18 protein-coding genes are annotated in these 22,000 nt (G+C 70.7%); 3 read left to right on the plus strand and 15 right to left on the minus strand.

Annotation, left to right across the window (positions count from 1 at the left end):
* Positions 1 to 21: 21 nt before the first annotated feature.
* The 9 genes from OHA88_RS15805 to rimP all read right to left on the minus strand — a co-directional run bounded on the left by OHA88_RS15805 (position 22) and on the right by rimP (position 12,290).
* A complete protein-coding gene (locus OHA88_RS15805; RefSeq protein ID WP_328626014.1) occupies positions 22 to 975 on the minus strand; it encodes a bifunctional riboflavin kinase/FAD synthetase in 954 nt (317 codons plus the stop codon).
* A gap of 43 nt (positions 976 to 1,018) precedes the next feature.
* On the minus strand, positions 1,019 to 4,873 hold the full coding sequence (locus OHA88_RS15810; RefSeq protein WP_328626015.1) for a serine protease: 3,855 nt from the start codon (positions 4,871 to 4,873) through the stop codon (positions 1,019 to 1,021).
* Positions 4,874 to 5,090: 217 nt separating this feature from the next.
* Entirely contained in the window at positions 5,091 to 5,990 is a 900-nt protein-coding gene (truB, locus tag OHA88_RS15815; RefSeq protein ID WP_326606047.1) for a tRNA pseudouridine(55) synthase TruB, read from the minus strand.
* Positions 5,987 to 6,451: a 30S ribosome-binding factor RbfA gene (gene rbfA, locus OHA88_RS15820; RefSeq protein WP_267001150.1), complete on the minus strand. Its 465-nt coding sequence runs from the start codon at positions 6,449 to 6,451 to the stop codon at positions 5,987 to 5,989. Before rbfA ends, truB begins: the two co-directional genes overlap by 4 nt.
* A 100-nt stretch (positions 6,452 to 6,551) precedes the next feature.
* Positions 6,552 to 6,845: a DUF503 domain-containing protein gene (locus OHA88_RS15825; RefSeq protein ID WP_328626016.1), complete on the minus strand. Its 294-nt coding sequence runs from the start codon at positions 6,843 to 6,845 to the stop codon at positions 6,552 to 6,554.
* A gap of 137 nt (positions 6,846 to 6,982) precedes the next feature.
* Positions 6,983 to 10,090 (minus strand): translation initiation factor IF-2, encoded by a 3,108-nt coding sequence (gene infB, locus OHA88_RS15830; RefSeq protein WP_328626017.1) that lies wholly within the window; start codon positions 10,088 to 10,090, stop codon positions 6,983 to 6,985.
* A gap of 149 nt (positions 10,091 to 10,239) precedes the next feature.
* Positions 10,240 to 10,518: a YlxR family protein gene (locus OHA88_RS15835; protein ID WP_078879240.1), complete on the minus strand. Its 279-nt coding sequence runs from the start codon at positions 10,516 to 10,518 to the stop codon at positions 10,240 to 10,242.
* 222 nt (positions 10,519 to 10,740) lie between these two features.
* Positions 10,741 to 11,781 carry a transcription termination factor NusA gene (gene nusA / locus OHA88_RS15840; RefSeq protein WP_267001160.1) on the minus strand — a complete coding sequence of 347 codons (1,041 nt, stop codon included), beginning with the start codon at positions 11,779 to 11,781 and terminating at the stop codon, positions 10,741 to 10,743.
* 2 nt (positions 11,782 to 11,783) lie between these two features.
* Entirely contained in the window at positions 11,784 to 12,290 is a 507-nt protein-coding gene (gene rimP / locus OHA88_RS15845) for a ribosome maturation factor RimP (RefSeq protein WP_326606044.1), read from the minus strand.
* A 177-nt stretch (positions 12,291 to 12,467) separates the two neighbouring features.
* On the opposite strand from rimP, the gene OHA88_RS15850 reads away from it, so the two are divergent.
* From OHA88_RS15850 to OHA88_RS15860, 3 genes are read left to right on the plus strand one after another with little or no spacing between them, the layout of a single operon-like run.
* Positions 12,468 to 12,977 carry a hypothetical protein gene (locus OHA88_RS15850; RefSeq protein ID WP_328626018.1) on the plus strand — a complete coding sequence of 170 codons (510 nt, stop codon included), beginning with the start codon at positions 12,468 to 12,470 and terminating at the stop codon, positions 12,975 to 12,977.
* Complete coding sequence (locus OHA88_RS15855) at positions 12,974 to 13,483, plus strand: ferritin-like domain-containing protein (protein WP_328626019.1); 510 nt, start codon at positions 12,974 to 12,976, stop codon at positions 13,481 to 13,483. Before OHA88_RS15850 ends, OHA88_RS15855 begins: the two co-directional genes overlap by 4 nt.
* Before the next feature lie 29 nt (positions 13,484 to 13,512).
* Complete coding sequence (locus OHA88_RS15860) at positions 13,513 to 14,418, plus strand: aminoglycoside phosphotransferase family protein (protein ID WP_328626020.1); 906 nt, start codon at positions 13,513 to 13,515, stop codon at positions 14,416 to 14,418.
* 88 nt (positions 14,419 to 14,506) lie between these two features.
* Here OHA88_RS15860 and OHA88_RS15865 read toward each other — a convergent pair whose 3' ends face one another.
* From OHA88_RS15865 to dxr, 6 genes are all read right to left on the minus strand, one after another.
* Positions 14,507 to 16,207 carry a proline--tRNA ligase gene (locus OHA88_RS15865; RefSeq protein WP_328626021.1) on the minus strand — a complete coding sequence of 567 codons (1,701 nt, stop codon included), beginning with the start codon at positions 16,205 to 16,207 and terminating at the stop codon, positions 14,507 to 14,509.
* 79 nt (positions 16,208 to 16,286) lie between these two features.
* Positions 16,287 to 16,856 carry a GNAT family N-acetyltransferase gene (locus tag OHA88_RS15870; RefSeq protein WP_267001176.1) on the minus strand — a complete coding sequence of 190 codons (570 nt, stop codon included), beginning with the start codon at positions 16,854 to 16,856 and terminating at the stop codon, positions 16,287 to 16,289.
* Positions 16,857 to 16,975: 119 nt separating this feature from the next.
* Positions 16,976 to 17,821, minus strand: a complete 846-nt coding sequence (locus OHA88_RS15875; protein ID WP_328626022.1) for a GNAT family N-acetyltransferase — start codon at positions 17,819 to 17,821, stop codon at positions 16,976 to 16,978.
* A 174-nt stretch (positions 17,822 to 17,995) separates the two neighbouring features.
* A complete protein-coding gene (gene ispG, locus OHA88_RS15880; protein ID WP_267001180.1) occupies positions 17,996 to 19,150 on the minus strand; it encodes a flavodoxin-dependent (E)-4-hydroxy-3-methylbut-2-enyl-diphosphate synthase in 1,155 nt (384 codons plus the stop codon).
* Between the two features lie 208 nt (positions 19,151 to 19,358).
* On the minus strand, positions 19,359 to 20,669 hold the full coding sequence (locus OHA88_RS15885) for a M50 family metallopeptidase (protein ID WP_328626023.1): 1,311 nt from the start codon (positions 20,667 to 20,669) through the stop codon (positions 19,359 to 19,361).
* The gene (dxr, locus tag OHA88_RS15890) at positions 20,666 to 21,919 is read right to left on the minus strand and encodes a 1-deoxy-D-xylulose-5-phosphate reductoisomerase (RefSeq protein ID WP_328626024.1); all 1,254 of its coding nucleotides are present in this window, start codon (positions 21,917 to 21,919) and stop codon (positions 20,666 to 20,668) included. The genes OHA88_RS15885 and dxr overlap by 4 nt, the downstream gene beginning before the upstream one ends.
* Positions 21,920 to 22,000: the final 81 nt, after the last annotated feature.

Genomic DNA, 22,000 nt, shown 5'->3' on the forward strand with positions numbered 1-22,000 from the left:
GAGCCGTAGGTGAGAGAAGGATCAGCCGCGGTCGTACGCCGCGACCAGCTCGCTCGCCCGCTTCACATCGGCGGCGATCGCCACCAGCAGGTCGTCGAGCGAGTCGAACTTCGCCATCCCGCGGACGTACGCGAGGAAGTCGACGGAGACATGGAGTCCGTACAGATCAAGACCCACACGGTCGATCGCGTAGGCCTCCACCGTCCGCTCCGTGCCGTCGAACTGCGGGTTCGTGCCGACCGAGATCGCGGCGGGCATCGTCTCGCCGTTCGCGTTCAGCCAGCCCGCGTACACGCCGTCGGCGGGGATCGCGGTGTGCGGCAGGGTCTCCACGTTCGCCGTCGGGAAGCCCATCTCGCGGCCGCGCTGTGCGCCGCGCACCACGATGCCCTCGACACGGTGCGGACGGCCCAGGATCTCGGCGGCGCCCGCCACATCGCCCTCGGCGACGAGCCGGCGGGTGAGGGTGGACGAGAACGGCTCGCCGCCGCCCGCCTCGCCCCTCACATACAGATCGATGACCTCGACGCTGTAGTCGTAGGTCGCACCGAACTCGGTGAGAAGCTGCACGTTCCCCGCGGCCTTGTGGCCGAAACGGAAGTTGGGGCCCTCGATGACGAGCTGCGCGTGCAACTTGTCGACCAGCACCTTCACGATGAAGTCGGCCGGCGTCAGCTTCGAGAACTCGGTCGTGAACGGCAGGATCAGCAGCGCGTCCACTCCCAGGTCGGCCATCAGCTCGGCGCGCCGGTGGTGCGGGGCCAGCAGCGGCGGATGGCTGCCGGGCCGTACGACCTCGCTGGGGTGCGGGTCGAAGGTCACGACGACCGAGGGCACGCCCAGCTCGCGCGCGCGGTCCACGGCCCTGCCGATGATCAGCTGGTGTCCGCGGTGCACCCCGTCGTAGGAGCCGATGGTGACGACGCTGCGTCCCCAGTCCTGGGGGATGTCCTCCAAGCCACGCCAGCGCTGCACTGTGACCGCTCCTCGCCCGAACCTGTGTACGTGGGTTTACCTCTTATGCAGGTCTAAGACTGCCATGCCCCCGCCCCGGGGCCTGCATCGGCATCGTCATCGCGGTGGACAGGGTCTCCACGGTCCGCCGCGTACTGGGGCCGACGACGGCTGTCCACTCCTGCGGCGCATCGGCCAGCCATCCGGTGACCAGCTGGGCGAATCCGGGCACGTCGCGGGCCAGTTCGACCAGCCTGCGGTCGAAGCGGGCCGCTCCTTCGGGGGTGCGGACGAGCAGCATCCCGGTGCGGTGCACCAGCGCTCGGGTACGGACCGGCGCACGCCGGGCGGATTCCGTCGCCGCTGCACAGAGCAGTGCGTCGAGCACGACCGGGTCGCGGTGGGCGCCCTGTTCGAACTCCAGCAGGACCTCCAGCAGCTCGGCGCGCAGGGCCCCGGAAGCCGGGGTGCCGGGCGCGGCCAGCACCCGGGCGAGCGCGCCACGCACGGGTGCGGGGGCCGGACGGTCCCGCAGCAGGCCGCTCATCAGAGGCAGCAGCAGCGCGCGGGCGACGGGCCCGTGCTCCAGTCTGCGGTCGATGTACGCGGCAGCATGTGCGCCGCCCTCAGGATGGCTGTCGACGTACGCCCGCACCAGACCGGCCGCGTGCAGGGCGAGCGCCGGGGCGTCGATCCCGGCGAGCGAGCGCAGCACCTCGCCCGCGCCGTCCCCGGGCCGGGTGAGCGCCTCCCGCAACGCGGCGATCACCGGCTCGCGATGGGTCGGCAGGGCGACGACGAGCTCGGCCGCGGTCAGATGCGGATCGCCCTGCACGAAGACCCGCAGGGCCTGCGGCAGATAGCGGTCCCGGGTCTGCGGATCGCGTACGAGGAGGGTCAGCGCGGCTCCGTGCAGGTCGACGTCGGCGGGGTGGGCCAGCAGGGCGAGCGCGGAGCGGCGCAGCAGTGCACGGTCGGCTTCGGCAGTGGCGTGCGGTGCGGTGACGAGCCCGTACGAAGCGGCGGCGCCCCGTCGGGCCCGCCGGTCGCCATCGCGTGCCCAGCGCTCGACAGCCCGGCACAGGGCGGCCGGCTCGTCCTCGGCCAGCGCGACGAGCAGCTCGTCGGCGCGCGGGTGGACGGTCGCGACGAGGGCGTCGGTCAGATCGTCGACGGCCAGGTCACGACGGGCGTACAGGAGCGCCTGCGCGGCGGCGGCGACGGTCGGCCGCATCGCCACACCGTCCTCGGCGGGCAGCGGGCGCTCATCGGTGAACCAGCGGCAGAGCAGGGGCTGCACGATCCGGGGCCGGGCGACGAGCCGCCTGGCCACCACATCCAGGAACCGCTCCCCGCCGCTGTCCCCGCCCTCGTCACGACATGCGGCGGCCCCGCCCCGTCGGCTGTGGCGGTCGCCGTCCCATCCGTCTCCGCGCGGCGGGCCGTCCGCAGGCACCAGCCGCCGCAGCAGGTCGATCCGGTCCGCCTCGGACAGCCGCAGCCGCAGCCAGAACCACGGTCCGAACTCGGCGTACGCCCCCAGCGGGTGTCGGTGACACCCCGGACCGGGCGGGACATCGCGGGCGCCCTCTCGCTCTCCTGTCCCTCCCTCGGCGCCGGACCGCCGGACGATGAGACCTGCGAGAAGCCGCAGCACTTCGACGTACCGCCCGGCATCGGGCACCCGGAGCAGTGTCTGCGACAGGAGGTGAGCGGCCCACCAGGAGGCGTCGCGCAGCGGGCCGGCGCCCTCGGCCCCGCCGGGCCGGGCAGCGCCGCCGTCCGGACCGGCCGCAGCCGTCGGGATCCCGGTGCCCTGCCCCCGGGCGGCTGTGGCCGGGCCGTCCGTCCTCGTGGACAACCGGTCCATGGCCTCGATCAGATCCGCCAGGCGATGGGACAGGGCGGCAGCGCCTTGCCTGCGGCCCAGGAGCAGGAGTGCCTGGATCACCGGGCCGATCCGATGGCGCGGTACGGGGAGCGTGTGGGGCTCGCGCGAGGGCATCGCTCCCGAAGCCGCGTCGGCCCCCTGCCCCCGCTCGGAGGCAGTCGACGCCCGGCGGCTCGTCCGCGGGCTCCGCTGGGCCGGAACGCGTGCCTCCGCCGCCCTGCCCCCACCGCCCGGATCCTCCTCGTGCCATCGGTGCACCAGCGACCGCAGCGCCGTGTCCAGGTCCAGGTGGGCGCCCTGCACCCAGTCCCCCAGCTCCTCGTGCGCGAAGCGGTAGCCCGCGCCCGCCGGGACCAGCAGGCCCTCGGTGAGGACCGCCGACGCCCATCCCGTGCGCCAGGGGAAGATTTCCTCGAACGCCGCGCGGTCCAGCTCCCCCTGCCCCGGCCCGAGACAGCGCCGCGCAGCCTCGTGGACCTGCCCCGTCACCCGGGTGGCCAGCCGCCGCACCGCCGTGCCCCTGAGCGCCGGACGGGACGCCGCGGCGATCCGGACCGCGATGCGCAGGCACATCAGGTCCAGGTGGGCGCCGAAGACGTCGTCCGTGTCCGGCTGTCCGGCCACGTCTCCGGGGAGCGCCGCCCGTACCTCTGCGAGCAGGCGCAGGGTGAGCGGATGCCGGTCGTAGCCGGGGGCCAGGGCGTCGGCCGGAATGGCGTACCGTTCCCTGGCACGCTCGGCCTGGCTCGCGGTGAGGCCGGCGAGCCGGACGGCGGCCGGCAGCCGACGGGCCGGCCTGGCGGGGCGGTGCAGCGCTCCGGGCGGGCAGAGCGCACCGGCCGTCTCCCAGTGTTCGGGCCGGCAGGCGATCACCAGCCGTGCCCCGTTGCTCCGCAGCCAGTCGACCGTTCCCGCCGTCCACCGGTCCAGCCGGTGAGCGAGTACGGGCGGCATCTCCTCGGGGCCGTCCAGCAGAACGAGCAACGGGCGCCCGGAATCGGCAGCGAGCCGGGCCACCCGCTCGGGGGTGGCCGTCGCCATGTCACCGCCGGCCCCGGCCGCCGTGACGATCCGCCCGGCCTGCCCGAGCGTGCGGGCGATCGCGTCGGCGACCGAGGCATCGGCGGCCAGCAGATCGGCGCCGCGCAGCCAGAGGGTGAGGGCGGGGTCGCAGCCGCGGGCCCGGCGGGCGGCGAGCGCGGCGAGTTCGGTGGTGCGGCCGGTGCCGGGCTCCGCGACGAGGCCGAGCACGACCGCAGGGCGTTCCCCGGCGGCCGCGAACGCCGTGAACTCCGCGGTGACGTCCGGGCGTTCGACCGGATCGGGCCGGGCCCCAGGACCGCCCGCGGCCCCGATGGACATCGCGGCGAGCTGCAGGGCACCGGCAAGGTTGAGGTCGCGTCCGTATCCGGGGACGGTCGTCGCATTGCGCCGCAGCAGCGCGCCCAGCGGTGCGTCGGTGCCGACGCCCACCAGCGGCACCGCGAACCCGGCGGCGGGGTGTTCGCCGCGCAGCGCGGTACCGACCACGGCGATCACCGCACCGCTGTCCGGATCGAGCACCGGCCCGCCGACCGCCGCCCCGCGCAGCCGCAGTGCGTCTCTGCCGTCCGTGCCGAGCGCCAGCTCCATCGCGGCGCCGACCCGGTAGGAGCGGTCGGTCGCGGTGTACGTCACCGGGGCCACGCCCAGCACGCGCGCCTCACGCCAGCCGTGGGCGGCGATACGTACGTACGTACCGGCCTCGATCCGGTCCCGCAGCACGATCGGCAGCGGCTCCACGCCGAGCACATCGAGTCCCCCGGTGCGTACCAGCGCGAGGTCCAGCTCCGGGAGCGCGGTGATCGCATCGGCCTCGACGCGGCAGCTGCGATCACCTGTCCCGTGCAGGACGAGTCGCAGCAGGCCGTCGACGGCTTCGTGACTGGTGACGACCGTGCCGCGGTCATCCGCGACGAACCCCGTCCCTCGCGGCCGGCCGGCCGGATCGCAGATACGCACCAGCGTCGACCGGTCCCCGCTTCCCATGGTCCGACGTTAGGTCGGCAGTGATCAGCGCGAGAACCACTCGGAGCAAACGCGCCCCCAAGTGCACCCCTGAATCACTCCGAGCGCCTGCTCGTGGGGGTGAATTCGCGGGTTCCGGTGGACAGACACCCGAGGGGGATCGTGGAGCGGGCACGGGGGGCTGCCCGCTCCACGATGGGGATCCGGCGTCCGGTGGCGATCCCGGCGCCGACGGCCGTCAGCCGAAGACGGCGAGGCTCTTGGCCTTGCCCTTCTGCTCCTCGACCAGCACCAGGAAGGTTCCGTCGGGCCCGAAGACCGCGACCGGTCCCGGCGGGTACGAGGGCATGTCCAGCCGCACCCCGTTCAGCAGCAGCTTGGCCCGCTTCTCGTCCACGTCCCAGCGCGGGAACGCGGCGGCGGCGGCCTCCGCGACCGGCATCACGGTCAGCTCCTCCTGGTGCTGATCCAGCGTCCGCGCCGCATCGATGCCGTACGGACCGACGCGAGTGCGCCGCAGTGCGGTCAGATGCCCGCCGACACCCAGTCCGGCGCCGAGGTCGCGGGCCAGGGCGCGGATGTAGGTACCGGAGGAGCAGACGACGGAGACGACCAGGTCGACGACCGGGGTCCCGTCCTCCGCGACCGCCTCGCGGACGTCGTAGACGTTGAAGGACGAGATCGTGACCGGCCGGGCCGGGATCTCGAACTCCTCGCCGCCGCGCACCCGCGCGTACGACCGCTTGCCGTCGATCTTGATGGCGCTGACCTTGGACGGCACCTGCATGATCGCCCCGGTCAGCGCAGCGACACCGGCGTCGATGCCCTCACGCGTGACACCCGACGCATCGGTGGACGAGGTGATCTCGCCCTCGGCGTCGTCCGTGACCGTGTCCTGGCCGAGCCGGATCGTGCCGAGGTATTCCTTCTCGGTCAGTGCGAGATGGCCGAGGAGCTTGGTGGCCTTCTCGACACCGAGCACGAGAACGCCGGTCGCCATCGGGTCCAACGTGCCGGCGTGCCCGACGCGGCGGGTGCGGGCGATGCCGCGCATCTTGGCCACGACGTCGTGCGAAGTGAAGCCGGACGGCTTGTCGACAATGACAAGGCCGTCCGGCGTCCTGTTCTGCTGTGTCATTCGGAGGCTGAGCCCTCGTTCTCGTCGGACTCGTCCGTTTCGTCCTCCGGCTTACGGTACGGGTCGGCGTCGCCCGCATACTTCGCACCGGTGGACACCTCGCGAACCTCCGCGTCCTTGGCCCGCGCCTTGTCGAGGAGGTCCTCGATGGTGCGGGCGTTGTCCGGCAGGGCGTCCGGGACGAAGGCCAGGGTCGGCGTGAACCGGACCCCGGTCTGCCGGCCGACCTCGGAGCGGAGCACGCCCTTGGCGCTCTCCAGCGCGGCGGCGGAAGCCGCCCGCTCCTCGTCGTCGCCGTAGACCGTGTAGAAGACCGTGGCCTCCCGCAGGTCGCCGGTGACCCGGGCGTCCGTGATGGTCACGAATCCGAGCCGCGGATCCTTGATACGCCGGTCCAGGGTCTCCGCGACCACGACCTGGATGCGATCGGCCAGCTTGCGGGCCCGCGCGTTGTCGGTCACCGGTCCGTCACTCTTCCTTCTGGGTTGCTTACGGTCCGACGCTTCCGGGGTCCGACGCATGCGCGTCGGACGGTGCCGCGTCGAACAGTTCTGACGTTGTTCAGTCTTCGTCGCTGTGCAGCCGCCGTCGAACCGACAGCAGCTCCACCTCGGGCCGGGCGGCAACCAGCCGCTCGCACCGGTCCAGTACGTCTGTGAGGTGTTTGGTGTCCCCGGAAACCACGGCAAGGCCGATCTCTGCCCTGCGATGGAGATCCTGTCCGCCCGTCTCCGCCGCACTCACCGCGTACTTGCGCTGGAGCTCGGCGACGATCGGCCGGACGATGGAGCGCTTCTCCTTCAACGACCGTACGTCGCCGAGGAGCAGATCGAAGGACAGTGTCCCCACATACATGTATGTCCGGATGTCCCGCCGGTTCGGGTTCGCGCCCTGCCAGTGCTTGGCAGGGACACAAGAACCGTACACGGAACGGCCGGGGCCGATCGACGGGAATACGACCCGTCGACCGGCCCCGACTGTTGAGGTACGGGTCAGCCTCGCGGCTTCTCGCGCATCTCGTACGTCGCAATGACGTCGTCGATCTTGATGTCGTTGAAGTTTCCGAGGTTGATACCGCCCTCGAAGCCTTCGCGGATCTCGGTGACGTCGTCCTTGAAGCGGCGCAGACCGGAGATGTTGAGGTTCTCCGCGATGACCTTGCCATCGCGCAGCAGGCGCGCCTTGGTGTTGCGCTTGACCTCGCCGGACCGGACCAGCACACCGGCGATGTTGCCCAGCTTGGACGAGCGGAAGATCTCGCGGATCTCCGCCGTGCCGAGCTCGACCTCTTCGTACTCCGGCTTGAGCATGCCCTTGAGGGCCGCTTCGATCTCTTCGATCGCCTGGTAGATGACCGAGTAGTACCGGACGTCCACGCCTTCGCGCTCGGCCATCTGCTGCGCACGCCCTGCGGCGCGCACATTGAAGCCGATCACGATGGCGTCGGAGCCGGTCGCCAGGTCGATGTCCGACTCGGTGACCGCACCCACACCGCGGTGCAGGACCCGGATGTCGACCTCGTCACCGACGTCGAGCTGGAGCAGCGAGGACTCGAGAGCCTCCACCGAACCGGACGCGTCGCCCTTGATGATGAGGTTGAGTTCCTGGACCAGACCGGCCTTGAGCGCCTCGTCCAGGTTCTCCAGGGAGAACCGGACGCCCTTGCGGGCGAAGTTGGCGTTGCGCTCACGAGCGGCACGCTTCTCGGCGATCTGACGGGCCGTACGGTCCTCGTCGACCACCAGGAAGTTGTCACCGGCGCCCGGGACGTTGGTGAGACCGAGGACGAGGACGGGGGTCGACGGACCCGCTTCCTCGACGTTCTCACCCTTGTCGTCGAGCATCGCGCGGACTCGGCCGTACGCGTCGCCGACCACCATCGTGTCGCCGACCCGCAGGGTGCCTCGCTGGACCAGGACGGTCGCAACGGCACCGCGGCCGCGGTCGAGGTGGGACTCGATCGCAATACCCTGCGCGTCCTGCTCCGGGTTGGCCCGCAGGTCGAGCGAGGCGTCGGCGGTGAGGACGACGGCCTCCAGAAGAGCCTCGATGTTGAGGCCCTGCTTGGCGGAGATGTCGACGAACATCGTGTCGCCGCCGTACTCCTCGGCCACCAGACCGAACTCGGTGAGCTGACCGCGCACCTTGGTCGGGTCGGCACCCTCGACGTCGATCTTGTTGACCGCGACCACGATCGGCACGTCGGCCGCCTTGGCGTGGTTCAGCGCCTCGATCGTCTGGGGCATCACACCGTCGTTCGCCGCCACCACGAGGATCGCGATGTCGGTGGACTTCGCACCACGGGCACGCATGGCGGTGAACGCCTCGTGACCCGGGGTGTCGATGAAGGTGATCCTGCGGTCCTCACCGTTGACCTCGGAGGAGACCTGGTACGCACCGATGTGCTGCGTGATGCCGCCGGCCTCGCCCGCAACGACGTTCGTCTTGCGGATCGCGTCCAGCAGTCGGGTCTTACCGTGGTCGACGTGACCCATGACGGTCACGACCGGCGGACGCGAGACCAGAGCCTCTTCGCCGCCCTCGTCCTCGCCGAACTCGATGTCGAAGGACTCGAGCAGCTCGCGGTCCTCCTCCTCCGGGCTGACGATCTCGAGGATGTAGTTCATCTCGTCGGCCAGCAGCTTCAGAGTCTCGTCGGAGACGGACTGCGTGGCAGTGACCATCTCGCCGAGGTTCATCATCACGGCGACGAGCGACGCCGGGTTGGCGTTGATCTTCTCCGCGAAGTCGGTGAGGGAGGCACCGCGCGACAGCCGGACAGCCTGTCCGTTGCCGCGAGGCAGCATGACGCCGCCCACCGACGGGGCCTGCATGGCCTCGTACTCCTGGCGCCTCTGCCGCTTCGACTTGCGACCACGACGCGCGGGACCGCCGGGACGGCCGAACGCACCCTGTGTGCCACCACGGCCACCGGGGCCGCCGGGGCGTCCACCGAAGCCGGGACGACCGCCGAAGCCGCCGCCACCACCGGGACGGCCTGCGCCGCCACCGCCACCGCCGCCACCGGGACGACCGGCGAAACCGCCGCCACCGCCACCGGGACCGGCCGGACGACCGGCGAAGCCGCCGCCGGGACGACCTGCACCGCCGCCACCGCCACCGGGACGGCCTGCGCCGCCACCGGGACCACGGCCACCGCCGGGGCCACCACCGGGACGCGGGCCGGCAGCGGGACGCTGCGGCATCATGCCGGGGTTCGGACGGTTACCACCGGGCGCACCGCCCGGACGCGGAGCCTGCGGACGGGGCATGCCGCCCGGAGTCGGACGGGCACCGCCCTGCCCCTGCGGACGCGGGGCGCCACCGGGGCCGCCCTGCGGACGCGAGGCGCCCGGACGCTCCTGGCCGCCACCGGGACGCGGGGCGCCACCGGGACGGGGTGCCTGCGGACGGGCCATGCCCGTCGAGCCACCGGAGGTGAAGGGGTTGTTGCCCGGACGGGGACCCGCCGGACGGGAGCCGCCGGGGCGCGGGGCGCCCTGGCCTGCGGGACGGGCCGGACGGTCGCCGCCACGGCCACCGTCACGCTCGCCGCCACGGCCACCGTCACGCTGACCGCCGGCCGGAGCCGGACGGGCGGGGCGAGGACCGGGGGTGGCACCCGCGGGACGCGGGGCCTGCTGCGGCGCGGCCGGCTGGGCCGGGGCCGGAGCGGAGAACTCTGCTGCGGGCACCGGGGTGACCGGAGCGGGCTTCGGCGCGGGCTTGGGACCCGGACGCGGGCCCGCCGACGGCGCGGAAGGCGCGGCAGCGGAAGGGGTGCTGCCGGGGGCCTCGGCTGCGGCCGGCTTGGGGGCCGGGGCGCCGGGCTTCGGGGCAGCGGGACGTGCCGCAGCAGCCGGGGAGGGCGCTGCGGGCTTTACGGGCGCGGCCTTGCGAGGCGCGCCAGGCTTCGCAGCGGACTTGCCGGCGTTGCCGCCGGGCCCCTGCAGTGCGTCAGTCAACTTGCGTACAACCGGCGCCTCGATCGTCGAGGACGCCGAACGGACGAATTCACCGAGTTCTTGGAGCTTGGCCATGACGACCTTGCTCTCGACGCCGAACTCCTTGGCGAGTTCGTATACCCGGACCTTAGCCACTTCGCTCCTTTTAGGTCCGGGTTACCGCCGGACCGTCGCTACTTCATGGGCGTACTCATCGCGTACTCATCGAGTGCTCATCGCAATCTCGACCTACTTCCAACTCGCGAGGTACCTGACCGCACGGGGTCCCGTGCCGTTCTCGTTTCTTACGGTGTCACCCGCTCGACGTACCGCTGCACTTCCGCGGAATCGAGCGGCCCCTTGGCCTTGAAGGCCCGGGGGAATGCCCGGCGGCGAACCGCCAGGTCCAGACAGACAGTGACGGGGTGCACATATGCACCCCGGCCGGGCAGCGTACCGCGAGGATCGGGGACGCATGCATCCTCGTCCACCGCGATGCGCAGCAGCTCGCTCTTGGCCGCTCGCTCCCGGCATCCCACACAGGTTCGCTCAGGGCAAGCGCGGGCGTGCGTCCGGCCAGACACGGTTAAGTCTACCTCCCCGCACCGACCTCACCCCTTTGGGGCAAAAATCGAACGGATGTTGTCGTGTTCTCAGCGGCATGAAGCGTGGGTCTATTCCCCCGGGACCCATGTCGGCCCCGTGCTCCTGACCGTTTCGGGTCCATTTCCCGGACCGGACGGGTCCACCGTCCGGACGGGCGCCGGTCCACTCCTCGGACCGGCGCCGGCCGATTCCGTACCGGATCAGAGCCGGTCGGACCGCTCGCGGGCGCGCTCGGCCCGCTCCCGGTCGGCGATGTCCCGCTCGGCGTCGGTCTCGGTGTCCGGGCGGATGTCGATACGCCAGCCGGTGAGGCGGGCGGCGAGGCGGGCGTTCTGCCCCTCCTTGCCGATCGCCAGGGACAGCTGGTAGTCGGGGACGGTGACCCGGGCGGACCGTGCCCCGAGGTCCACGACCTCGACCTTGCTCACCCGGGCGGGCGACAGCGCGTTGGCGACCATCTCTGCCGGGTCGTCCGACCAGTCCACGATGTCGATCTTCTCGCCGTGCAGTTCGGCCATGACATTGCGGACACGGCCACCCATCGGGCCGATGCAGGCACCCTTGGCGTTCAGGCCCGAGCGGGTCGAGCGAACCGCGATCTTGGTGCGGTGGCCTGCCTCGCGGGCGATCGCGCAGATCTCGACGGAACCGTCGGCGATCTCCGGGACCTCCAGCGCGAAGAGCTTCTTGACCAGGCTGGGGTGGGTCCGGGACAGGGTCACGGACGGACCGCGCACACCCTTGGCGACCCGTACGACATACGAACGAAGCCGCAGACCGTGCGTGTACTCCTCGCCCGGCACCTGCTCCTGCACCGGCAGGATCGCTTCCAGCTTGCCGATGTCGACCAGGACGTTCTTCGGGTCCTTGCCCTGCTGGACGACGCCGGTGACGACATCGCCCTCGTGGCCCGCGTACTCGCCGAACGTCTTGTCGTCCTCGGCGTCACGCAGCCGCTGCAGGATGACCTGCTTGGCGGTCGTCGCGGCGATCCGGCCGAAGCCGGACGGGGTGTCGTCGAACTCCTTGGGCTCCTGGCCCTCTTCGAGGTCGGCCGGGTCCTCCTTCGCCCACACCGTCACATGGCCACGCTCGTTGAGCTCCACACGCGCGCGGCGGTAGCTCCCGTCGGTGCGGTGGTAGGCGATGAGGAGGGCCGACTCGATCGCCTCGACGAGCACGTCGAAGGGGATCTCCTTGTCCTGTGCCAAGCCCTTCAAGAGCTTCACATCGATGTCCACGGCTACGCCTCCTCTTCCTTCTTGTCCTTGCGGTTGAATTCGATCTCCACGCGCGCCTTGGCGATCTCGTCGAAGGCGACCCGGCGGGAGGTGGGCCTGCGGCCCTTGACGCCAGGCACCTCGAGGTCCAGTCCGTCGTCGTCGACCGCGATGATGCGGGCCACCAGTTCGCCGGCGGCTCCCTCGGCGGTCAGCTGCAACTTGACCAGGCGGCCGGTGGCGCGTACGTAGTGGCGGTGCTCCGTCAGCGGACGGTCGGCACCGGGAGAGCTCACTTCGAGGACGTACTCGTCCTCGCCCATCGCGTCGGTCTCGTCGAGCTTCTCGGAGATCGCGCGGCTCAGCTCGGCGCAGGCGTCGAGCTCCACGCCCTCGTCCGAATCCACGATGATGCGCAGCACACGGCGGCGGCCGGCCCGGGACACCTCGATCTCCTCGAGATCCAGCTCCTTGGCGCTGACGAGCGGTTCGAGCAGCCCGCGCAGCCTCTCGCTCTGGGTGGTGCTCATCCGGGTGACTCCTCGGCCGCGTGTGCTGTTGTGTGGTTCGTCGCGTGTCAGGTCAAAGGGTATCCGGTCCCGAGGGGTGTTGCCGTCCGCCGACCGCTCAGCCGCGGGTACGCTCGCCTGCGGTGATCACTTCAGGACAGAACCTGTCAGGACAGATCGACACCCGAAGGAGAACAGGTGCGGCGCACGGGGACGACGCGCAGGGGTGCGCTCACCGCGACGGGGGCGATCGCCCTGGGGGCGGCGCTGGCCGGCTGCGGGGACGGCGGCGGCAGGGAGGACACCACGATTGCCGACGCGCAGGCCGCTGCGGCCCAGGTGGAGAAGACCTTGCGGATGACGGCCGCCACGACGAGCCGGAACCTGCTCGTCCAGTACGACCAGGTCGTCAAGGCGCATCCGAAGACCGAGGCCGGACTCACACCGCTGCGGGACGCCGTACGGGCACACACGACGGCGCTGGCGCAGGGCGAAGGCGGGGCGCTCGCCCTCTCGCGCCCGCCCGCCGCCGATGCGAAGGCCGCCGTCAAAGAACTGGCCGCGGCGGAGCGCCGTACCGCCGACGCCCATACGGCGACGCTCCTCAAGGCCCCTCCGGAGCTGGCCCGGCTGCTGGCGTCGATCGCCGCGGCGGGCGCCGCCCATGCCTACCTGCTGACCGAGCTGGCCAAGGAGACCTCGTCATGAGCGCGCAGACGCTGCAGGCGGCGCAGGCATCGCTGGCCGCCGAACATGCGGCGGTGTACGGGTACGGGGTGGTCGGCGGCCGGGTCTCCGACGGCCGCCGGGCGGAGGCCACGGCGGCTTACCACGCGCACCGGGCCCGGCGCGACGCGCTGGTGCGGACCGTGCAGGACCTGGGCGGTGAACCGGTCGCCGCGGATTCCGCGTACGCTCTGCCGTTCGCGGTGCCGGACTCGGCGGCGGCGGTGAAGCTCGCCGCACTGCTGGAGGACCGGATCGCGGACGTCTACTCCGATCTCGTACGGGCTGCCGGAGGGCCGCTCAGGCGAGCGGCGGCGGATGCGCTGCGGGAGGCCGCGGTGCGTGCGGTCCGCTGGCGGGGCAGCGGCGTAGCCTTTCCCGGGCTTGCCGAGCGGTCCGCCGACGGAACCACCGGGACGCACCGGCCGACCGGGACCGATGCGACGGCAGGGACCACTGCGAAGGCCGGGGCAGGTCCGACGCACTGAAGAAGGCTCTGAAAGGGAACACAGCACGTATGGGTTTTGAACCGCCGCAGCGTCTGGTGCGAGCGCTCGGCGAGGTGTACGGGGAACCGGCCGCCGCCGACTGGCTCGCGCGACTTCCCGCACTGACCGCCGAGGCGCTGTCCGCGAACGGGCCGGAGCTGACCGTGGAGCGGGTGGCCGCGCCCGGTGGGCGCAGCAGCCTGGTTCTGCTGGTGCGGCGCTCCGACGGCACCCCGGCGGCACTGAAGATCGCTCCGTCCGGGGCCGCACCCGAGCTGGAAAGGGCGGCGCTGGCGCACTGGAACGGCTGGGGTGCGGTGCAGCTCGTCGGCGCCGATGGCGGCGCGCTGCTGCTGGAGCGGCTGCATCCCGAGGTGTCGCTGCGTTCGCTGCCGGAGGCGAAGGCGCTGCTGGAGGCGGCGGGGACGGTGCGGCGGCTGTGGGTCGAGCCGCCCGCCGGACACTCCTTCGAGACCGTCGAGGAGCGGACGGGCCGGCAAACGGAACCGATGCGGGCTGCCGCGAAGGCCGACCCGATGCTGGAACCGCTGGTCTCCGCGGCCCTGGCGGCTCGCGAGGAGCTCGTCGCCCACTCCCCCGAAGTCCTGCTGCTGCACGGCAACTTCCGCCAGAGCAAGGTGCTGGCGGGCGAACGGGCGCCCTGGCTGACGGTCGGGCCGGAGCCGCTGGTCGGCGAGCGCGCCTACGACCTGGCGCGACTGGTACGTGACCGGGTGGAGGACCTGATCGCGTCCCCCGGCGGGGCGGCGACCGCCCGTCGCCGGGTCAACAAGCTCGCGGATTCGCTGGATGTGGACCGGGAGAGGCTCCATGGCTGGACGCTGTTCCGTGCGGTGGAGTCGGGCACCCGCGCGCTGGCGGTCGGCCGTCGTCGGGAAGGCGAGCTGACCCTGGAGTTCGCGGACTGGCTGTAGCCGTCACGGCGGAGCCGCCCTGTCACGAACGGGCGAGGGCCCCCGCGCTGTCGGACAGCGCGGGGGCCCTCGTCGGTCTGAGCGGAGGTCAGCCCTGCACGGTGAGACGGGCGATCGCCTCGTCGACCGTGAGCTCCTCGCGCTCGCCCGTACGGCGGTCCTTGAGCTCGAGGACGCCCTCGGCCGAACGGCGGCCCGCGACCAGGATCTTCGGCACACCGATCAGCTCGGCATCGGTGAACTTCACACCGGGCGAGACACCGGCGCGGTCGTCGACCAGCACCCGGACGCCCGCGGCGCCGAGCTTCTCGGCGACATCGAGGGCCAGCTCGGTCTGCAGCGCCTTGCCCGCGGCGACGAGGTGGACGTCGGCCGGGGCGATCTCACGCGGCCAGCACAGGCCCTGCTCGTCGGCGGTCTGCTCGGCGAGTGCGGCGACCGCACGGGAGACGCCGATGCCGTACGAGCCCATGGTGACGCGGACGGGCTTGCCGTTCTGGCCGAGCACATCGAGCTGGAAGGCGTCCGCGAACTTGCGGCCCAGCTGGAAGATGTGGCCGATCTCGATGGCACGGTCCAGCTTGAGGCCGGCGCCGCACTTGGGACACGGGTCGCCCGCCTCGACGACAACGACGTCGAGGTAGTCGTCGACCTCGAAGTCGCGGCCGCAGACGACGTTCTTGGCGTGGGTGTCGGGCTTGTTGGCGCCGGTGACCCAGGCGGTGCCGGGGGCGATGCGCGGGTCGGCGATGTAGCGGACCTTCTCCAGGCCCTGCGGGCCGACGTAGCCGCGTACCAGGTCGGTACGGCCCACGAAGTCCTCACCGGTGACCAGCTCGACGACGGCCGGGGCCAGGTGCTCGCCGAGCTTGCCGAGGTCGACCTCGCGGTCGCCGGGGACGCCCACGGCCACGATCTCGCCGTCGACCTTGACCAGAAGGTTCTTCAGCGTCGCGGAGGCCGGGATCCCGAGGTGGGCGGCGAGCGTCTCGATGGTCGGGGTGTCCGGGGTGTCCAGCTCCTCGACAGGGCCGTGCGCCGAGCCGTCCACGGGGGTGGCCTTGAAGGTCACAGCCTCCGTGTTGGCCGCGTAGTCGCAGGCGGGGCAGTCGACGAAGGTGTCCTCGCCGGCCGGGGCGGGCGCCAGGAACTCCTCGGACGCCGAGCCGCCCATCGCGCCGGAGACCGCGGAGACGATGCGGTGGTCGAGGCCGAGCCGCTCGAAGATGCGGATGTAGGCGGCGCGGTGCAGCTGGTAGGCCTCGATGAGGCCCTCGTCGGTGGTGTCGAAGGAGTACGAGTCCTTCATCTGGAACTCGCGGCCGCGCAGCACACCGGCGCGGGGGCGGGCCTCGTCGCGGTACTTGGTCTGGATCTGGTACAGGATCACGGGCAGGTCCTTGTAGGACGTGATCTGATCCTTGACGACCTGGGTGAAGATCTCTTCGTGGGTGGGGCCGAGGAGGTACTCGGCGCCCTTGCGGTCCTTGAGCCTGAAGAGCAGGTCGCCGTACTCGTCGTAGCGGCCGCTCGCGTCGTACGACTCCTTGGGGAGCAACGCCGGCAGCAGGACCTCCTGGCCGCCGATGGCGTCCATCTCCTCGCGCACGACGCGCGTGATGTTCTCCAGGACCTTCTTGCCCAGGGGCAGCCAGGTCCAGATTCCGGCGGCGGTGCGGCGTACGTAACCGGCCCGGACGAGCAGCTTGTGGTTGAGCGTCTCGGCGTCCGCCGGGTCGTCGCGCAGTGTCTTGATCATCAATCGGGACATGCGCTGGACCTGGGCCATGATGAACTCCTGCTCGGAAGGGTGATGTGCAGGAGGTTAGCCGGGTGGTACGGGCGGGCGGAAATCGATTGACCCGGTCCTAGGCCCGGCGGCGCAGCGGAAGAGGCGCTCCCATCACCGCGTACGGCTTGGGAGCGCTGGGAAACAGCACGTGTCGGGCCAGGTCCCGATAGCCGAGCGTGCGATACAGACCACGCGCCGGGCTCTCCGTGTCGATGGCGGAGAGGATGGAACGGGGCTGGTCGACGGCGTCCGTGATGGTGGTGATCAGCGAGCGGCCGATGCCCTGGTTCTGGAACTCCGGGTGGACGTGCAGTTCGGTGATCACGAACGAGTCGTCGAGCCAGTCCTCGGAGCCGGTGGCGCGCAGATAGGGCTCGACGACGGTGGACCACCAGTGGCCGCGCTCGTTCGGCATGCCGTACACGAACCCGATGAGCCGGCCGGTCGCGGTGGTGGCTCCGAGGGCGCGGGCACACGGGTGCTCCAGGTGTCTGAGGACGATGTGCCGACGTACGTCGACCTCGTTCCGCCCGAGGCCGAAGGCGACCGCCTGCACGGCAAGCGCCTCGTCCACGCGTGCGGCGAGATCGATCGGCCCGACCAGGACACTCGGAGTGTGGGCACCGCCCCCGGAAACTGCTGCCATGCGCCGAACCCTACTGTCCGCGCCGGGCTGCGGGATACGTGCCCGGGGCGGCCGGATGACCTTCGGACGGGCCTGAACGGTGCGTGGGGACCCGCCCGGAGCGGCTCCTTCCGGCGAGGTCAGAAGAGCACACTCATGAACGCGCCGACCTCACGGAAGCCCACCCGGGTGTAGGCCTTGCGGGCCGCGGTGTTGTAGTCGTTCACATACAGGCTGACGACCGGTGCGACGTCGGCGAGTGCGTAGCGCAGGACCGCCGCCATGCCGGTCTCGGACAAGCCGCGGCCGCGGTGTTCGGGGGCGACCCAGACACCCTGGACCTGGCAGGCCTGCGGGGTGGCCGCGCCGATCTCCGCCTTGAATACGACCTTGCCGTCCTCGATACGGGCGAAGGAGCGGCCGGCGCCGATGAGCTCGGCGACGCGTGCCTGGTAGAGGAGTCCGCCGTCACCGGCCATCGGAGAGATGCCCACTTCCTCGGTGAACATCGCGACGCAGGCCGGCATCAGGACGTCTATCTCGTCCTTGCGGATGCGACGTACGAGAGGGTCGGGTGTCACTTCGGCGGCGGGGCTCTCGGTGACCATGAGCGGCTGGTTGGCCCTGACCTCTCGGGCGGGGCCCCAGCCGGGTTCGAGGAGCCGCCACAGCTGTGCGGTCGCTTCGGCGGGACCGACGATGGAGGAGCAGCGGCGACCCGCCCGGCGGGCCCGGTCGGCGAAGGCCCTGATGGCCTCGGGGGTGGCGCAGATGGGGACGAGATTGGCGCCGGAGTAGCAGAGCGACCGCAGTCGGCCGTCGGCGTACCAGCCCCACATTTCGCCGCCGAGGCGCCATGGGTCGAGTCCTGCGATCTGAACCCGGGACGTCACAAAAGCGTTGGCGACGGGCTCGCTCTCCAGGATGGCGAGCGCTGCGCCGAGGTCGCTGGGTTCGAGGACCCGGGTGGTGGTCTGCGTCAACACGAGGGGGCCTCACCATGCGGTCTGCTGATTTCCGCACTGTACCCAAAGAGGCTGGGAGACGCCGCCCCATGGCTGTCACCGGTATCTTCGGCCCACCGTGAGGTCTCTCACGACGGTGCCCCGCCGGGCGGTTCGTTCGCCGGGCGGGGCACCGTCATGAAGTGGGGATCGACCTCAGCTGATGGAGACCTCGGGCTCGCCGGAGGCGATGCCGTCCTTCTCCATCTGCTCGGCGATCTTCAGGGCTTCCTCGATGAGCGTCTCGACGATCTTCGACTCGGGAACCGTCTTGATGATCTCGCCCTTGACGAAGATCTGCCCCTTGCCGTTACCCGACGCCACACCCAGATCCGCCTCACGGGCCTCACCCGGACCATTGACGACACAGCCCATCACGGCAACCCGCAACGGCACCTCCATGCCCTCAAGACCCGCAGACACCTGATCCGCCAGCTTGTACACATCCACCTGCGCACGACCGCACGACGGACACGACACGATCTCCAACCGCCGCTGCTTCAGATTCAACGACTCCAGAATCTGCAGACCGACCTTGACCTCCTCGGCCGGCGGCGCCGACAACGACACCCGGATCGTGTCCCCGATCCCCTCACTCAACAACGCACCGAACGCCACCGCAGACTTGATCGTCCCCTGGAACGCCGGCCCCGCCTCCGTCACCCCCAGATGCAACGGGTAATCACACTGAGCCGCCAACTGACGGTACGCATTCACCATCACCACCGGATCGTTGTGCTTCACCGAGATCTTGATGTCCCGGAACCCGTGCTCCTCGAACAGCGACGCCTCCCACAACGCCGACTCCACCAGAGCCTCAGGAGTCGCCTTCCCGTACTTCTTCAACAACCGCGCATCCAACGAACCCGCATTCACACCGATCCGGATCGGCGTCCCCGCATCGTTCGCCGCCCGCGCGATCTCCTTCACCTTGTCATCGAACTGCTTGATGTTCCCCGGATTCACCCGCACCGCAGCACAGCCCGCATCAATCGCCGCGAACACATACTTCGGCTGGAAATGAATATCCGCGATCACCGGAATCTGCGACTTCCGCGCAATCGTCGCAAGCGCATCCGCATCATCCTGAGTCGGACACGCAACCCGCACGATCTGACAGCCCGACGCCGTCAGCTCCGCGATCTGCTGCAACGTCGCACCGATGTCCGACGTCCGGGTCGTGGTCATCGACTGCACCGACACCGGCGCATCCCCACCGACCGCCACCGACCCGACCTGGATCTTGCGGCTGACCCTCCGGTCGGCGAGCTTGGTCGGAACGGACGGCATTCCGAGAGAAATCGCAGTCATGCGCTGAGCATCCCCAAGGTGTGGATCAAGGTCCCGAGATCGGCGGGCTCCGACCTTCGAGGTTACGCCACGGGTGAGATCCCGGAGCACACCGCATCCCCGAGTGAGCACAAAGGTGGTCGGCCGGACACCGGGTGTATGTCCGGCCGCCACCTGTGGTGCACGCGATGCGGGCGGCGCGCAGGGCGCGATCCGCGCACCCGGCCGGTCAGGAAATCTTCACCGGGTTCACGATGTCGGCCACCAGGACCAGCAGTGTGAAGCAGATGAAGACGCCGGCGACGACGTAGGCGACCGGCATCAGCTTGGCCACGTCGAAGGGTCCGGGGTCGGGGCGCTTGAAGACCCGCGCCACGTTGCGCCGCACGGACTCCCAGAGCGCTCCGGCGATGTGCCCGCCGTCGAGCGGCAGCAGGGGCAGCATGTTGAAGAGGAACAGCGAGAGGTTGAAGCCCGCGAGCAGGAACAGCATCATCGCGATCTGGTTCGTCGCAGGGACGTCCAGCGTCATCACCTCGCCGCCGATCCTGGCCGCACCGACCACGCCGACCGGGGAATCCGCTGCTCGCTCCCCGTCGCCGAAGGCCGCGTTCCACAGGCTCGGGATCTTGGACGGAAGGGCGATGATCGAGTCGACGCCGTTCTCGATCATGTCACCCATGCGGACGACCGAGTCACCGAAGGAGAGCGGGACGATGTCCGTCCGAGCGGCGAAGCCGAGGTATCCGGCCGGCACGAACTTGCCGGGGACCACCTCGCCGTTGGAGTCCTTCTCGGCCACCGAGTTCTTCTGCAGCACGGCGTGGAGGGTCTTCTCCTGGCCGTCGCGCTGGACGGTGATGGTGGCGGGGCCGATGGTCTCGCGGATCCGGTCGGAGAGGGTGGCCCAGTCGTCCACCTTCCGGCCGTCGAAGGCGACGATCTTGTCGCCCTTCTGCAGTCCGGCGGCCTGCGCGGGCGAGACCGGGTCGCTCTTCTTGCAGGTGTCGCGCTTCTCGCTCTGTGCGATCACGCACTTCTGGACACCCGCGACCTCGGTGGTCTGGGTCTGGAAGCCGAAGCTCATCGCGACCCCGAGGAAGATCGCGACGGCCAGGATCAGGTTCATGAACGGTCCGGCGAACATCACGATCACGCGCTTCCACGGCTTGCGCGTGTAGAAGAGACGCTTCTCGTCACCCGGTTCGATCTCCTCGAAGGCGGCCTCTCTGGCGTCCTCGATCATGCCGCGCCACGGCGAGGTGGAGCGCGCTTCCAGCCGCCCGTCCGGACCCGGCGGGAACATGCCGATCATGCGGATGTAGCCACCGGCCGGAATCGCCTTGAACCCGTACTCGGTGTCGCCCTTCTTGCGCGACCAGATGGTCGGTCCGAAGCCGACCATGTACTGCGGGACGCGGATGCCGAAGAGCTTCGCGGTCGACAGGTGACCCAGCTCGTGCCAGGCGATCGAGAACAGCAGGCCGATGGCGAAGACGACGATGCCCAGAATCGTCAACAGGACCGTCGTAATACTCATGCGCGCGCCTCCGCTGTCGCTTTCGCCGAGAGTTCCCGAGCCCGGGCCCGCGCCCAGGTCTCCGCTTCCAGGACGTCTGCGACCGTGAGTGAAGTTCCCGTCGGCGGTGTGCCGTGTTCGGCCACCACCGCCGTGACCGTATCCATGATTCCGTTGAACGGCAGCTGTCCTGCCAGGAAAGCGTCCACGCACTCCTCGTTCGCGGCGTTGAACACCGCCGGGGCGGTGCCGCCGAGCGTGCCCACGTGCCTGGCCAGTCCCACGGACGGGAAGGCGTCGTTGTCGAGCGGGAAGAACTCCCAGGTGGAGGCCTTCGACCAGTCGAATGCGGGTGCCGCGTCCGGGACGCGCTCCGGCCAGCCGAGGCCGATGGCGATCGGTCCGCGCATGTCCGGCGGGGTGGCCTGGGCGAGGGTGGAGCCGTCGGTGAACTCCACCATGGAGTGAACGTACGACTGAGGGTGGACGACGACCTCGATCCGGTCGAACGGGATGTCGTAGAGGAGATGAGCCTCGATGACCTCCAGCCCCTTGTTGACGAGGGTGGCGGAATTGATCGTGATGACCGGGCCCATGGCCCAGGTCGGGTGCGCGAGGGCCTGCTCGCGCGTGACGTTCGCCAGCTCGCTCTTCGTCCGTCCCCGGAAGGGGCCGCCGGAGGCGGTGACGACAAGCTTGCGCACGTCGGCACGGCTACCGGCGGCGAGCGCCTGGAAGAGCGCGGCGTGCTCGGAGTCGACCGGGATGATCTGGCCCGGCTTGGCCAGTGCCTTCACCAGCGGGCCGCCGACGATCAGCGACTCCTTGTTGGCGAGGGCGAGCGTACGGCCCGCCTCCAGCGCGGCGAGCGTCGGGGCGAGGCCGATCGAGCCGGTGATTCCGTTGAGCACGGTGTGGCAGTCGCTGCCGGCGAGCTGCGTGGCGGCGTCGGAACCCGCCAGGATCTCGGGCAGCGGCTCCCCGGCCCCGTACTGCTCGCGCAGCGCCTCGCGAAGGGCCGGCACGGCTTCCGGTGCGGCGACGGCCACGGTGCGCACCTTCAGTCGCCGCGCCTGCTCGGCGAGGAGGGCAACCCGGCCGCCTGCGGCGGAGAGCGCGGTGACGCGGAAGCGGTCGGGGTTGCGCAGCACCAGGTCGATGGCCTGGGTGCCGATGGACCCGGTGGAGCCGAGGATGACGAGATCCCGGCGGCCGTCCGCTGCGTCGAAGACGAGATGCGGGTCGGCAAGGGGGGCAGGGCTGTCGCTCATGCCCCCCATTGTTGCCGCATCGGCCCAGCGGGTTGACAGCGCGTCCCGGAGAATTCCGGGCGGAGCAGCTCCGGCGGCTTT

Origin of the sequence: Streptomyces sp. NBC_00353, from assembly GCF_036108815.1 — a bacterium.
In the GTDB taxonomy this organism is placed as follows: Bacteria; Actinomycetota; Actinomycetes; order Streptomycetales; family Streptomycetaceae; genus Streptomyces.